We start from the raw sequence: 15,392 nt of genomic DNA, 5'->3' as shown, positions 1-15,392 counted from the left end.
TATAGATGGTTTAACAGCTGTTTATTACGTTTAGAGCATGCTGGATGTTGACTATTGAAGTAGTTCAATTCAACAATAGCATGATGACAACTCAAAAGAAGTTTTTATTATGCGAACATATAGCTACCAAATGTTAATGCAACTAGATGTGAGGATGTAGCGCTGAAAATTATAAAGAGCAAAAGATGATCCCATTGAAGCTACAAAACAAATGGCAAATGAGAAGCGACCTAGCAAGGTGAAAACACTCGAAAAATCCCATCAAGCACTAGATGAAAAGCGGTATAAATAAGCATTTAAGAACAACAACCTTGTGATAAAAGCTATCACAAGGTTGTTATAGCTCATTTATTTCTTCAACTTTAGTTTTGCCAGCTGTTCTGCTAATGCATTATTAGCAAATCCATCATCATCCTGCTTTTTCAAGTATTTATTAACTTCTTTTCTCGAAACATTATGCTTTTTCTCTCGTTCTTTTCTTGTCTGGAAAGTAGATAATTTTTCTCTATGCCCACATTTACAAGTGAAAATTTGCCCTTCTCCTTCTCCACGAAGTTCCAGACGTTTATGGCAGTTAGGGCAACGAGCGTTTGTCTGCTTGGCAATATTCTTTCTATGTCCACATGAGCGATCTTGACAGACTAACATTCTCCCTTTTTTATTGGATATTTCCAGCATGAGTTTTCCACAATCTGGACATTTTGTTCCCGTCATATTGTCATGTTTGAATTTTTCCTGACTGGATTTAATTTGCCGAACAACTTGTTTTGTGTAGCCTTTAATTTCAGAAATAAACTGCTCTTTCTTCGCTTTTCCTTCTGCAATTTGACTAAGCTTTTGCTCCCATTCGGCTGTCAATGCCGGGGAACGTAAATCTTCTGGTACTAATTCAAGCAGTTGTTTGCCAGTTGAAGTTAAATAGATATACTTTCCTTTCAACTCCATGTACATGTTATGAAATAATTTTTCAATAATATCTGCGCGTGTGGCGACCGTACCAATCCCACCCGTATCTTTTAACGTATGGGCTACCTTTGTATCATACGTATTCATGTAACGAACAGGGTTTTCCATTGCTTGTAATAATGTACCTTCTGTGAATCGTTCTGGTGGTTTCGTCTCTCCTTGTGTTAACGTATAACGAACAGGGTGAAGTTGCTGTCCCTTTTCTATAGTCGGTAATTGTTGTTCATCTTCTTCTATATCATCCGAGAAGTTGCGCTGATATAATTCCTTCCAGCCTTGTTTCTTAACCATTTTCCCTCGTGCAACAAACTTTTCACCCTTTGCTTCAGCGATAATTGTCGTTTGTTCATATTCATGAGGATCTGATAAAACTGCCAAAAACCGCTTTACAACTAAATCATAAATTTTTCGTTCTTTATCATCAAGATCCGAAAGCATAACAGATTGTTCGGTAGGAATAATCGCATGGTGATCTGTTACCTTCGCATTATTTACAACTGATTTTGGTAATTTTAAATCTTTACGCAAAATCTTGTTAGCATGACGAGCGTAAGCATCTACGCCACACGCTTTTACGCGATCTTTTAATGTAAAAACGATATCTGTTGAAATCACACGTGAATCTGTTCTAGGATAGGTCAATACTTTATGCTGTTCGTATAGTTTTTGCATAATAGACAAAGTTTGCTTACCAGAAAATTGAAACATTCGGTTAGCATCACGTTGTAATTCTGTTAAATCATACAATTGTGGTGCAGATTTTTTCTTATAATTTTTCTCAACATGCACAATTTGTAGCGCTTCATTGGTTATTTTCTGAATTATTTTTTCAGCTGTTTGTTTAGAGAAAAGTCGTTTATTATTTTTTTCATCTTGCCAAAGAAGCGAAAACTCTTTGTTCGTTTTTGCTTCTATTCCATAGTATGTTTTCGGTTGAAACGTTTTTATTTCCTTTTCTCTTGAGGCTACCATCGCTAAGGTTGGTGTTTGCACACGACCAGTGGATAGTTGGGCATTAAATTTTGTTGTTAAAGCTCTTGTAGCGTTAAGACCAACATACCAATCCGCTTCAGATCTTGCGACGGCTGAAGCATATAGATTTTCGAATTGTTTCCCCGGTTTTAACTGTTTAAATCCATCTTTAATTGCTTTATCCGTTACAGAAGAAATCCATAGGCGCTTAACAGGTTTTTTCACATTTGCTTTTTCCAACACCCAGCGAGCTACTAACTCTCCTTCTCTTCCAGCATCTGTAGCAATAACAATTTCATGAACATCTTTTCGATGAAGTTGTGTTTTTACAGCTTGGAATTGCTTCCCTGTTTTTTTAATTACCGTCAATTTTAATTCTTTCGGCAGCATCGGAAGGTCTTCTAATTTCCATGTTTTATATTTTGCATCATAAGCCTCAGGATCTGCTAACGTCACAAGATGCCCTAGCGCCCATGTGACGATATATTTTGAACCTTCCATAAAACCATTTCCTTTTTTATTGCATTGCAATACACGGGCAATGTCCCGTCCTACAGAAGGCTTTTCTGCTAATACTACTATTTTACTCATATTTAAAATCCTCTCTAACGTTACCTATTTTTCATCATAACATAAAAGCGAGTTTCTTTGACACTCCAACCCTTAAAGGCATAGGCTTCGGAAAAATGTGTACTTGCACAGCTAGTGAGGAGAAAAGTTATTCGTCTTAGAAAAACTTGATTTATCTCCAAATTTTTATGGAGAAAGCCTAATTTTTGCTTAACCTATAAATCCTAAAATTTTTATACTTACCTGTAGCGCAAACAGAATATGCAGTGAATATAAAGCGTATGATTTATCACGAGGCATTCAGAAGTTGGATACGCACAACAAATAACATCGTACATACAATATTTTTAGAACAATGCAAAGGAATTGATGCTATGCTATTTTATACAGGGTTAATTCTATTAGTAATTGCGGTAAGTTTAGACAGCTTTAGTGCAGGAGTTGTTTATGGTATGCGTAACATTTGTGTCCCTTTTAATGCTCTTTTCATTATTATGGTATGCTCTGGAGTTATCGTATTTGTATCTATGACTATTGGTAGTATGTTTCTTACTGTCCTTACACCAGATATTGCAAGTATGCTCGGAGGAAGTATCTTAATTGTACTAGGTTGCTTTGCTTTTATTAACTGTTTACGTTCAAAATCGGACACGTCGAATCAAAACCAGAAGCGGAAACAAAATATTTTAACAACTGTTTTATCTACACCTGATAAAGCTGACTTGGATCGTTCTGGTATCATTTCACCAAGTGAAGCGGTATTGCTTGGCTTTGCTTTAGCTCTAGATGCATTCGGCGCTGGGATTGGTGCATCCATGCTAGGATATGCCCCTATTCTAACCGCTTTGTTAATTGCTTGCATGAGTGGCGCTTTCTTATACCTAGGTTTAACAGCAGGCAGAATACTAACGAAAAATAGGCATATGCAACGACTCACCTTTCTTCCCCCGCTATTACTCATTACACTTGGCATAACAAATTTAGTTCATTAACTTTAAGATGAAGTCGAAAGCCGTTTATCTATTTAAACACTGGCATTGTGATGAATTCATCCCTCACGGAAAATATATGTCACTTTTACACGAGTGGCGGGTGACCCAGTTCATTCTAATCGCATTGTTGGGTCTCACCGCCGCCTATAGAAGTCTACCTATGTTATCACATCGGCCAATCACCTCTGAGGTTAATAAACCTAAACCGTCACACTGTAGCTATTCTTTTCTATGAATATCTCTGCAAATCCAAACTTAAGTGTACTTTTTTATAAATTTAAGCCATACGTGTACTTATTCACTTGCTTAGTAATGACCTGCTTGATTTCGTAATATCATCCACTTCCTCTCAAATGCTTTTCATACAGTTTAGTTTGAATTTAGGGAAACCATACATTTATTTTATCTACAATGCTTTTACAAGCCCGCCATCTACGATTAAAGCTTGACCTGTAATATACGTATTTGCTCCGGAAGCTAAAAATACAATTGCTTTGGCAAATTCCTCTGGCTTACCATAGCGCTTCATGGGAATATTTTGTTCAGCTTTAGCCATGATATCTTCTGGCGATGTTTGCAATTTATCTGCTTTTTTCTTGTTTAAATCAAGAACCCGATCTGTTTTCACAGAACCTGGACCCACCGTATTAATTAATATATTGTCTGCACTTAGTTCTTGAGCTAACGTTTTGGAAAGACCAACTATACCTGGTCGCATTGTATTAGATAAAACTAGATTGTCAAGTGCTTGCTTAATAGAAGAGGAAGCGATATTGACAATCTTCCCACCTCCATGCTGTTTCATATGCGGAACTACTTCACGAATCGTTCTTACAAAACTAAGTAAATTTAATTCAAATGCATGATACCAGCTTTCATCATCCATTTCGAGAAAACTTCCTGCTGGCGGACCTCCAGCATTATTAATGAGAACATCTACCTTCCCTTCTCTTTCTACAATAGAGAGAATCATTTGCTTAATTGCATCCGCATCTTTCATATTGCATACGTAGTATTCCACGTTTGGATTAGCCGTAGCTTCTTTTATTTCTTTTACAGCCCTCTTTAAGTTTTCTTCATTTCGGCTACTAATAAACACAGTTGCTCCTTCTTTTGCAAACTCTGTAGCAATCGCATTTCCTAACCCTTTACTTCCAGCAGTAACTAGCACGGTTTTGTGTTGTAATTGCATATCCATTAATCATGCTCCTTTTTATCATGGCTTTTAAGTATTAATCCTAATTTCCCCACAACAATGGGTTACTTATACAAGTTTTTCTCTTTCAGTACACGAAGAAACTGTTTATATAAAAGTAAGCTACAAAATTTCTAAATTATAGTATACCTAATATGAAGCTACTTTTCCTCTTCTAGATCACATGCAAAATCTTTTTCAGAAATTCATAATTGACAAAACAATAATAATATGATAGTATTTATTAATTGTAATGAAGTGGCATATAAGCATTGGCATTCTACTATGTTTTTGACCATGCTTATTCACACTGGCGCGACTTCGGGGTCGCAAGGACGTAAGAGCAGGTAGGGCTTACGTTGCTTAAGTTAGAGAACATCCAGTGGAAAGATTACCGCGGTTATAGATGAAATTAGCATGAATCATATTTTAAATGAGTAACGTAATAGTTGTTTAGAATTGGCATCCATGAACACATTACTTCAACTATCGCATCTTTTAGTTGGATAGTTACCTTCGTACGTAACATCTGATGACTATTTCAAACGTACTGAAATTAATGATGAATTTCTCACTCGATTCCTATCGAGTTATTATAAGACTTATGTGTTACTTTGTAATATAAGGGGTACTCTAAGATGGGTACCCCTTTTCCAATACATATCACAATAACTTGCCTTATGGCAAATCTTTACGGCGAAGCTAATACGATAAACCCTACAAATTTATATTATAGTGGAAAAAAGGAGTTAAAATGATGCATCATTTAACTGGAACTATTCAGAACTTGCTAGTTGAAAGAATGATTGATACTGGTTATGTATTAAGCCACAAACAGAATGAGGTTTTATTACATCATCAAGAAACAAATAAGGAATTAACGCCTGGGGAAGAAATAGAAGTATTTTTATATACAGATAAGAAAGGGAAGGTTGTAGCTTCTACACAACTTCCTCACATACAAATGGATAGCTATGGATGGGCGACTGTCAAAGAAGTAATACCTAATCTTGGCGTATTCTTGGATATTGGAACAACGAAAGAAATACTTGTTTCTAAAGATGACCTCCCTCTATACGAAAACGTATGGCCACAAATCGATGATTGCTTATATGTAACGTTGGGACGAGATAAAAAAGGAAGGTTACTTGCTTTTCCTGCTACAGAATCCGTAATTTTACAAGACATAGAATCTGCTCCAGAAGAATTATGGAATACTCCTATCTCTGGTACAGTGTATTTCACTAGCAAAGAAGGTTCGGCAATAATTACATCTGAACATTACCGAGGTTTCATTCATTACACCGAACGCAAGCAAGAACCTCGATTAGGAGAGCTTGTCACAGGAAGAGTAATTGAAGTAAAGACCGATGGAACGTTAAATATCTCCCTTCGTCCAAAGAAAAAAGAAAGCATGGAGGAAGATGCAAAACAAATTTTAGACCATCTTCAAGCAAATAATGGCTCTATTCCATTTGATGACAAAAGTGACCCAGAAGATATACGAGCTACTTTTCACATTAGTAAGGCAGCTTTTAAACGGGCACTCGGTAGGCTAATGAAGGAACACAAAGTCGAACAACATAATGGCTACACTTATTTGGTCCAAAAAAAAGTATAGATAAACTTGCTTTACGGTGAAACCTACACACTAAACCCTAAGAGCATACTTTTCTTTAGTACAAACAAAAAAGAGCGAAAAAGTATCGCTCTTTTTTGTTACGCTTTTACATTTGCATACGTGTCAGTTAACGCTGTAATAATGAGGCCAATCGCTGCAGCAAATAATGATGCAATGCCCCATCCCCCTAAACCAGCGCCCATGATTTCTACTTTTCCGATTACGGAAGCTAACATAAGAAACACCAACCCAGTTAAACCTATTAAAATACCTGGGAAGTAACCTGTATAGCTTTCCTTTGAAGTCGCTTTTAGTAGTATCAGACTAACTGCAACTACTGCAACTACTAATATTGCACCAATTGTAAGCACCGATTGAAACATTTCTCTCACCTCATACATAAATAGCTACTGAATATAGTCTACAATTGAACAGGTATAAAGTCAATAAGTCTAACTCTTTTTTAGAATGCGTTTCCATATAAAGGACGTCTTCATTCAGTCAAGTTTTCTAACACAATTAACGGAAGTTACATCTATTATAATACAAGAGTAGTTTCGTTTTCATTCTAATTAAGTAAATTCATGTATGAGAATAAAAAGCTTATGGAACAATTATATTAATTATTTAAAGCACTGTGTACGTACCATTTTCCAGTACAAAGCTTATGTATCGTTGACAAATAATACAATCATTTCAATAATAGATAGGATGATACCTTCAAAAATTAATAAAGGAGAAATGAACCAATCATGACATACAAAACGCTATTCTTGGACATTGATGGAACTATTTTAACCCCAAACCATACTTACACTGCCTGTACAAAAGACGCAATTAAACAAGTACAGCAACAAGGTATACTCGTCTTTATTTGTACGGGAAGACCTTTACATGAAGTAAAAGAATTAGGTGAAGAATTGGGAGTAGAAGGGTACATAGGCTACAATGGAGCTTATGCAATTTATGAAAACCACATACTTGTTAATAAACCAATGGATAAACAAATATTAGAACAGTTTTTAGCTTTAGCAAAGCAAAATCACCATGAATTAGTTTGTTATACAAAAGATAAAAACTATTACACTTCACTGTCACATCCTGTCATCAAGAATTTTGTAGACGTTTTTCAACTTAGAAACAACCAACTTTTAACTACAGATGTACACGATCAAATCCTAGGTTCCTCTATAATTAATGTTTTACCAAGTCAAGTACAGGCTTATGAAGAATTAGATACAGACATCCACTTGTCAGAAGTAACCGTAAATAATATATCAAATTGCTATGATATCATTCGTCAACAAGTTAATAAGGGAGAAGCGATAAAAAGCGTGCTGCAGCATTTAGATATAGAGCCACGTCAAGCAATCGCTTTTGGTGATGGAATGAACGATAAGGAAATGTTACAAGTCGTAGGGGAAGGGTTCGCGATGGAAAACAGTAACCCTGAGCTATTTGCTTATGCCAAGTACAGAACTACTTCTGTAGAAGAATCAGGTATATACAACGGGCTTAAACAACTGCAACTTGTGCGATAGAAGGAAGCTCTAGCTAAGAACTCGGATATCCCCAAGCATTCAGAACAAAGGATCGGGGCGCACGTTTAGCAACGTAGCGAATGGAACGAATCAACGAAATATTTAGGAATCATGTCACTAAAACAGGGGTATGCCGACGTCGGGCGGCAAGCCCTTTTTAGTCGACCTTCCTCTTAGCGACGAACCGATGATGACTTATCGTAGGGCAATTTCATGAAGTTGCTTTTTTGCTGGGCGATGGAGCTTATTTCGTTATACACAAGCAACTCATTTTATACTTTCTTACCTTTTAACAAAACCCTTCGCTGTGCTTATATGTTAAAGAAGTGAATCTTCCATATAAGACGTTTAGGTACTGTTAGCTCCCAGTTCTTAAAGTAGAAACACCTTATACTGACGCTAACGCTCTGTCCATCATGCATAGCTTGCAACACAAACTCATGCTATGCTTTTATAACAAAAAGCCTCCATAAACCAATGCACCACCAATAACAAATGCGGGATGCAATTTAAATTTTTCCATTAATAGATAACTAATTAAGCTCAACAGTGCTGTTTGGAGCAAACCTATGTTAACGTAAGATTCACTAAAAAAACGCCAGGCCATAACACCAAGCAGGATACCGATAACTGGTCTAACATATAAGGTCATCCGTTTTACTTTCGGAGAGTCTTTATATTTATATAGAATGCTTAATAAAATAATAACCAAAATCAAGGAAGGCGCTACAGTTGCAAACACTCCAACAAATGCACCCAGCGGTCCACCTACTTCATATCCTATATAACCTGCCATTTTTGTAGCGATAGGTCCAGGTAACGAATTGCCAAGTGCTAAAACTTCACTAAACTGTTGGACATCCATCCAACCGTAACGAGAGACGACCTCATTTTCGACAAGTGGTATAGAAGCAGGACCTCCACCGTACCCTAAAATCCCTGGAATAAAGAAAGCAAGAAATATCTCCCAATATATCATGATGAATCACCTTCTCTTTCCGATAGGTGCGTTTTCTCTCTTTTACGATCTTTTTTTACAATCGCTAAGAATAATAAAACTCCAATAAGAATACCAGGATGGATATTGACGAATTCTAATAGGACAAAAACGCCAACGAGCATAGATCCTGTGGGAACCCACCCCATACCTTTTCCAGCTTTCTGAATGAAATGCCAGGTTAATACTGCAAGCATTACTCCAACTACTGGAATTACAGCTGCTGTCATCCCTTGTACCCAATCATAACCTTTAATAGATGAAAGGGAAGATAGTAATAAAATCATTAAAAAAATCGTAGGCAAAATCGTTGCTAGTACAGCATTTATGGTTCCTAAAATGCCAGAAACACGATATCCAATATATCCTGCTAGTTTCGTTGCGATTGGTCCAGGTAATGTATTGCCAAGTGCTAATAAATCACCAAATTCTTCATCACTCATCCACTTATATTTATCGACCACTTCTTTATGAACGAGCGGAATGGAGCTAGGGCCACCGCCATAACCTAATATACCTACTCTGAAAAAAGCTACAAAAATATTCCATTGTAATTTCATAAGTCACGTACCTTTTTGTAAAATTAACCTCCGACTCATACAACCAGCTAAACTATATGATGAGAAGGTTGAAATATCTTACGGAATCAATCATCGCTTACTAACCGCTAGGTAAACGAATAAGAACTTTGAGTGCTGTTAGTAAGTTGCTCCCCATTCTTTAAGCGAAGTCTTAAAGCAACTTAGATTAGTATAATATGAACCTATGTTTTCTACCTCTATTTTACCAAGCAGCTATCGTTCCATCCGCCCTCGATTCTGTACCACCAATCAACACACCAGTGTCTGGATTTCTCCAAATAATTTGCCCTCTTCCAAAGTTATTTGGTTCTAGCTGTACTTGAATACGATGTCCTTTTTCTGCTAACTCCAAAGCAATATGATGTGGAAAACGATCTTCGACTTCAACTTGCTTATCTTTTATCCACTGCCACCGCGGTGCATCTAGTGCGACTTGTGGGTTCATTTGAAAATCAAGCGTATTCATAATCACTTGCACATGGCCTTGCGGTTGCATAAATCCTCCCATCACCCCAAATGGTCCTACAGGCTGATTATCTTTAGTCATAAAGCCAGGTATAATGGTGTGATAGGTTCTTTTCCCACCTGCAAGAACATTTACATGGGAAGGATCCATCGAAAAATTGTGACCTCTATTTTGCAAAGCAATCCCTGTGCCAGGAACTACAATACCAGAGCCAAATCCCATATAATTGCTTTGTATAAATGATACCATATTCCCTTCCTGATCGGCAGTAGCTAAATAAACAGTACCACTTAAGGCAGGCTCTCCAGCTTCTGGTTGTAGTGCATGATCTCCTATTAACCCTCGGCGGAGCGCCCCATATTCTTCACTTAGCAACTCACTTACTGAATACCTCATATATAATGGTTCAGATACATGTTTCTGTCCATCTGCAAATGCTAGTTTCATAGCTTCGATTTGCTTATGATATGTTTCAACATGATCTTTCTCTTCAAAATGAAATCCTTTTAAAATGTTCAATGCTTGAAGAGCAATAATCCCTTGGCCGTTCGGTGGTATTTCCCAAATAGAGTAACCTCGGTATTTCACATGGATCGGTTCCACCCATTCCGGATAATAGCTAGCTAAATCATCATTTGTTAGAAAACCACCACTTTGCTTGGAGAATTGATGAATACGCTCTGCTAATTCTCCACGATAAAAAGACTCCCCGTAGCTATCTGCTATTTCCTGTAATGTCGTTCCATGGTTTGGTGCGTACCATATTTCGCCTGCTGCAGGTGCTTTTCCTTTAGGTGCAAAAGTTGTAAACCATTCTTTAAATAAATCGTCTGTCAGTTTCCATTCATAAACTTGATAGGCCTTTTTCCAAAACCTACTTAATATTGGCGAAACCGGAAATCCTTCATATGCATAATGAATTGCAGGCTTTAAAACTTCTTGCAACGAAAGCTTACCAAACTTTTTAGATAACTCTGCCCAAGCGCTTGGAGCTCCAGGAACAGTAACTGGAATCCATCCATATTCTGGAATATCCTTATAACCTAACTCCTTGACAGCATCCACGGAGATATGTTGAGGTGATTTTCCACTTGCATTTAAACCATGTAACTTCCCTTTTGTCCATACTAATGCAAACGCATCTCCTCCAATACCATTCGATGTCGGTTCTACTACAGTTAGACATGCCGCCGTTGCAATAGCAGCATCAATCGCATTGCCTCCTTGTTTTAATATTTCAAGCCCTGCTTGTGCGGCTAACGGCTGCGAAGTTGCTACCATTCCTTTTTTTGCATATGTAGCTTGACGTGGGACAGCATAAGGATAAGTTTGCCTTTGAAAAAATTCCATAACTATTTGACTCCTTTTTCATAAACGTTTTTAATCTTTCTAAATCGATAAAAAATGAAGTTTCATCCAGGGTATAAGGTACAATAAAACTCCACATCAAGAAATGGAAGATGTGAGCTGGACAAATCTAAGAGAAAGATAGCAGTTTTAAACTTATTCCTAAGACCTTGAGGTAATACCATCAAGGTGCTAAACAATCAGCGGAAAGATTCCTTTTATACGAATGGAGCAATTTTAAAATTATTTAAATAATAATAAACAATAATCCCGTTGTCAACCCAATTACATTCATTAATAAACTTTTTAACTATAATTACAAACATAAAAGGTCTAAATAGCAAAAACAACTTTCATTTCGTTACATTTAACACTATATATAGGAACTCATTACACATCGTAATTTTCTTACGTTGTTATTTTTGTTAAAATAAATAGGAATACAAAAAATTAGTAGGAGCTATGATATGAAATTGGATCATATAGATAAAAAATTACTAGAAGCTTTAACCGAAGATGGTAGGTTATCCTACGTTGAATTAGCAGAAAAAGTCGGGCTATCACGAGTAGCCGTAAAAGACCGCATTCAAAACCTAAAAGATAAAGGAGTTATTGAAAAATTTTCGGTTGTTATTAACTCCGAAAAATTTGGCAAGCAAGTCTCAGCTTTTTTTGAAGTAGATGTAGAACCTATGCAATTACAAGAAGTTGCTCAAAATTTAGCTGATAATCCTCAAGTAGCAAGCATCTATCAAATGACTGGTCCTAGTACATTACATATGCATGTACTAGTTGAAGATTTTCAAAAATTAGAAGCTTTTATCAATAAAGAATTATACTCTGTAAGCGGAATCACTCGCGTAGAAAGTTCGATTATTTTAAAGCGTTTTAAAAGCCGAACTGGATTCAAACTGTAGTTTTGCTTATTATATCCTATATTATAAAAAGAAGTTCACCTTTCACTTCCAAAACTTAGAGGAAACCAAAACCATCTAAAAAGCAGTAAAATACACATCACCACATTGTTTAAGCTTAAAGTTATTTGTGAAATTTCCAACATATCGTTACAAATGAAAAGAGGGACAACATGTTTGACCTACTAGTTATGATGTTAGAGCGACTGGGTATTATTGTCATGATCGCTTTTTTACTTACACGTCTACAATTTTTTCGCAATATGATTTCACAACATACATTAAGTCAAAGCCAACAATATAAGGCTATGCTTTTCTTTGGCTTATTTGGCATTATTGGTACATACACGGGATTAATTTTTAATACAGGTACTTCTGAAATTGAACGTTGGCGAATTGGGATTGAGCCAGATGAAGCAATTGCGAACTTTAGAGTTATCGGCGTCGTTGTAGCAGGACTTCTAGGTGGTTATAGAATTGGCATAGGCGCAGGAGTTATTGCTGGTGTTCATCGTTTCCTACTAGGAGGCTATACGGCGTTAAGCTGTGGAATTGCTACCATTATTGCAGGTTTTTTCTCCGGATATTTTCACAAAAAACAAAGCCACCATTCATTACCAAAAGTATTTACAATTACCGCAACGGCAGAAATCATCCAAATGTTGCTTATTCTGCTTTTGGCAGGGTCATTTGAACAGAACATTCCTTTAGTAGAAGTTATTGGCTTGCCTATGGTAATTGCAAACGGCCTGGGCGGTGCTTTATTCATGCTCATTATTCAAATGGTCATTCAGGAAGAAGATAAAGTTGGTGCAGTTCAAGCGCAATTAACTTTGCGTATTGCTGATAAAACACTTGCCCATTTAAGAAAAGGACTAAATGAACAAACGGCGCAAGCAGCCTGTAACATCCTTTATCAAGAGATGAACGCTATTGCTGTTTCCATGACGAATGATAAGGAAATTCTCGCTCATGTAGGGTTGGCTGATGATCATCACAAACAAGGGAATCAAATTCAAACACAAATCACAAGGGATACCATTCATTCTGGAGAATTAATCGTTGCTTCCGGGCAACAAATCCATTGTAGCCATGATAATTGCCCGTTAAAAGCCGTCGTTGTAGCTCCATTAAAACAACGAGGAAAAACCATTGGCACGTTAAAATTTTACTATCATTCCAAAGAAGATATTAACCGTCTAGTAAGAGAGATGGTAAGCGGATTGGCAAAACTGCTAAGTAATCAATTAGAGATTGCCCGTGCCGAAGAAGCGTTGCAATTAGCAAAGGCATCAGAGATTAATGCGTTACAAGCACAAATCAGACCCCACTTCTTATTTAACACGTTAAATACGATAACGTCTCTCGTACGAATTGACCCGATGAAAGCAAGAAAATTACTTGTATCGCTTTCCCATTTTTTAAGACAAAATTTAACTGTAACGACAGATCAAGAAGTTACCATCGATCAAGAATTAAAGCATGTACAAGCCTATTTAGATATTGAGCAAACACGTTTTCACGATCGCCTACACGTGGGGTATCACATTGATGACGATTGCTTAAAGGAAACAGTGCCTCCATTAATTTTGCAACCAATTGTTGAAAATGCAATGAAACACGGCTTAAAAGATAAAAAGGAAAACGCAAATATTATTATACAAATTTATATTAAGAATAATGCTACACATATATCTGTTACAGATAACGGAAAAGGAATACCGAATAAAGAAATGGACCGTATTGGTCAAAAAGTGGTTCCATCTAAATCCGGTACAGGAATGGCTTTATATAATATTAATCGCAGACTAACCATGAAATTTGGCCCATCAGCGAAGTTAGTCATCACTAGCAAAACACATGAAGGAACATGCGTGCAATTTTCAATTCCGAGAACAAAGGCGCAAGTGCCCGTTTAGCAACGTAGCGACTGGACGAATCAACCGAGATAAAGGAATCACGGTGAGGAACGAACCAATGATGACTTATCGTAGGGCGATTTCGTGAAGTCGCCTAGTTGCTGGGCGCTGGAGCCGGACGTGGCTAAATAACTTAGTAAGTTTATCCACAGCTGCAAAATTTTATAATTTCCTAGACGAGAACAAAGGCGCAAGTGCCCGTTTAGCAACGTATCAAGTGGAGCGAATCAACGAAAGATTTAGGAATCATGCCACTAAAACAGGGGTATGCAGACGTCAGACAGCAAGCCGATTTTTAGTCGGCCTTCCTCTTAAACACGAACCGATGATGACTTAGCTTAGGGCAATGGAGTGAAGTCGCCTAGTTGCTGGGCGCTTAAGCCGGACGTGGCTACTCGGTTGTTTTGCGATACACAAAGCGCCTCATTTTATAATTTCTGGACAATAAGAAATAGACAGACGGAGGAATATTCATGAATCGCACCATTAAAACTTTAATTGTAGATGATGAAAAATTAAATCGAGAAGAGCTTATTTATTTACTAAATAACTTCCCAAATATTGAAATTGTGGGACAAGCAAATTCTGGAGAAGCATGCATCATGGAAACCATGAAAAAGAAACCTGATCTTGTTTTTCTTGATGTAGAGATGCCAGAAATGGATGGAATGGAAACAGCTGCTTCACTAAAAGAACTTAAACACCCTCCATTATTAGTATTTGCTACAGCGTACCCTCAGTTTGCTGTCCAAGCTTTTCGATATGAAGCCATTGACTATTTATTAAAGCCGTATGATGAAAAACATTTAGAACAAACGATTTCTAGAATTGAAAAAACGTTATTTCATGTAGAAGAAAAGGAACAAGAGGTTGCTAATAAATTGGGGATTGAAAATGAAGATGGCGTTATATATGTAGACCCTACTGAAATACTCTACTTGCAGAGCGTAGACAAACAAGTCAAGATCGTGACCAAATCTAAAATATTTTTTTCTAAAAAAACTTTAAAGGATTTAGAAAAAAGATTAAGCACCTTTCGTTTTTTTCGCATTCATAAAAGTTATGTTATTAATCTTCATTATGTAAGCAAACTCACTCCATGGTTTAATGGCGCTTATAATTTACAGGTCTTCGGCAGAAATGAATCTTTACCAGTGAGTAGAAATTACGTAAAATCCTTACGCGAACAATTAGAACTTTAAACAATTTTATTTTTGTCACCTTCTCATAGAAAGTGAATCTTCAATCAGCAGGGAGAATTGTTTATAAACGCACAAGGAAGGTAGATAGTAACCGCTGATGGGCTCGCTC

Annotated in this window: 12 protein-coding genes; 6 read left to right on the top strand and 6 right to left on the bottom strand. The window is 36.9% G+C overall.

Annotation, left to right across the window (positions count from 1 at the left end):
- Positions 1-348: 348 nt before the first annotated feature.
- On the bottom strand, positions 349-2,529 hold the full coding sequence (locus HLX49_RS04230) for a DNA topoisomerase III (protein WP_077705566.1): 2,181 nt from the start codon (positions 2,527-2,529) through the stop codon (positions 349-351).
- 245 nt (positions 2,530-2,774) lie between these two features.
- On the opposite strand from HLX49_RS04230, the gene ytaF reads away from it, so the two are divergent.
- Positions 2,775-3,500, top strand: a complete 726-nt coding sequence (ytaF, locus tag HLX49_RS04225; protein WP_367112723.1) for a sporulation membrane protein YtaF — start codon at positions 2,775-2,777, stop codon at positions 3,498-3,500.
- 406 nt (positions 3,501-3,906) lie between these two features.
- Here ytaF and HLX49_RS04220 read toward each other — a convergent pair whose 3' ends face one another.
- On the bottom strand, positions 3,907-4,698 hold the full coding sequence (locus tag HLX49_RS04220) for an SDR family oxidoreductase (RefSeq protein WP_296360896.1): 792 nt from the start codon (positions 4,696-4,698) through the stop codon (positions 3,907-3,909).
- A gap of 754 nt (positions 4,699-5,452) precedes the next feature.
- Between HLX49_RS04220 and HLX49_RS04215 the strand changes: the two genes are divergently transcribed.
- A complete protein-coding gene (locus tag HLX49_RS04215) occupies positions 5,453-6,316 on the top strand; it encodes a CvfB family protein (RefSeq protein WP_101932432.1) in 864 nt (287 codons plus the stop codon).
- A gap of 98 nt (positions 6,317-6,414) precedes the next feature.
- Here HLX49_RS04215 and HLX49_RS04210 read toward each other — a convergent pair whose 3' ends face one another.
- Positions 6,415-6,699: a hypothetical protein gene (locus HLX49_RS04210; RefSeq protein WP_296360895.1), complete on the bottom strand. Its 285-nt coding sequence runs from the start codon at positions 6,697-6,699 to the stop codon at positions 6,415-6,417.
- A 369-nt stretch (positions 6,700-7,068) separates the two neighbouring features.
- On the opposite strand from HLX49_RS04210, the gene HLX49_RS04205 reads away from it, so the two are divergent.
- A complete protein-coding gene (locus tag HLX49_RS04205; protein ID WP_296360894.1) occupies positions 7,069-7,857 on the top strand; it encodes an HAD family hydrolase in 789 nt (262 codons plus the stop codon).
- A gap of 451 nt (positions 7,858-8,308) precedes the next feature.
- Here the strand turns inward: HLX49_RS04205 and HLX49_RS04200 are convergent, their stop codons facing one another.
- From HLX49_RS04200 to HLX49_RS04190, 3 genes are all read right to left on the bottom strand, one after another.
- Positions 8,309-8,836, bottom strand: a complete 528-nt coding sequence (locus tag HLX49_RS04200) for a chromate transporter (RefSeq protein WP_296360893.1) — start codon at positions 8,834-8,836, stop codon at positions 8,309-8,311.
- The gene (locus tag HLX49_RS04195) at positions 8,833-9,414 is read right to left on the bottom strand and encodes a chromate transporter (RefSeq protein WP_077705585.1); all 582 of its coding nucleotides are present in this window, start codon (positions 9,412-9,414) and stop codon (positions 8,833-8,835) included. Before HLX49_RS04195 ends, HLX49_RS04200 begins: the two co-directional genes overlap by 4 nt.
- A gap of 223 nt (positions 9,415-9,637) precedes the next feature.
- Positions 9,638-11,251 (bottom strand): gamma-glutamyltransferase family protein, encoded by a 1,614-nt coding sequence (locus HLX49_RS04190; RefSeq protein WP_077705586.1) that lies wholly within the window; start codon positions 11,249-11,251, stop codon positions 9,638-9,640.
- Between the two features lie 464 nt (positions 11,252-11,715).
- Here HLX49_RS04190 and HLX49_RS04185 point away from each other — a divergent pair, with 464 nt between their 5' ends.
- The 3 genes from HLX49_RS04185 (at position 11,716) to HLX49_RS04175 (ending at position 15,283) form a co-directional block, all read left to right on the top strand.
- A complete protein-coding gene (locus HLX49_RS04185) occupies positions 11,716-12,165 on the top strand; it encodes an Lrp/AsnC family transcriptional regulator (RefSeq protein WP_296360892.1) in 450 nt (149 codons plus the stop codon).
- Positions 12,166-12,335: 170 nt separating this feature from the next.
- On the top strand, positions 12,336-14,081 hold the full coding sequence (locus HLX49_RS04180; RefSeq protein ID WP_077705592.1) for a sensor histidine kinase: 1,746 nt from the start codon (positions 12,336-12,338) through the stop codon (positions 14,079-14,081).
- Positions 14,082-14,554: 473 nt separating this feature from the next.
- Positions 14,555-15,283, top strand: coding sequence for a LytR/AlgR family response regulator transcription factor (locus HLX49_RS04175; RefSeq protein WP_077705594.1), 729 nt, complete (start codon positions 14,555-14,557; stop codon positions 15,281-15,283).
- The last annotated feature ends 109 nt before the right edge of the window (positions 15,284-15,392 follow it).

The organism is Virgibacillus sp. (genome assembly GCF_013393565.1).
Taxonomy (GTDB): Bacteria; Bacillota; Bacilli; order Bacillales; family Amphibacillaceae; genus Virgibacillus; species Virgibacillus dokdonensis.
Note: the sequence above shows the minus strand (reverse complement) of the source record. Positions and strands in the feature narration are given on the sequence as shown.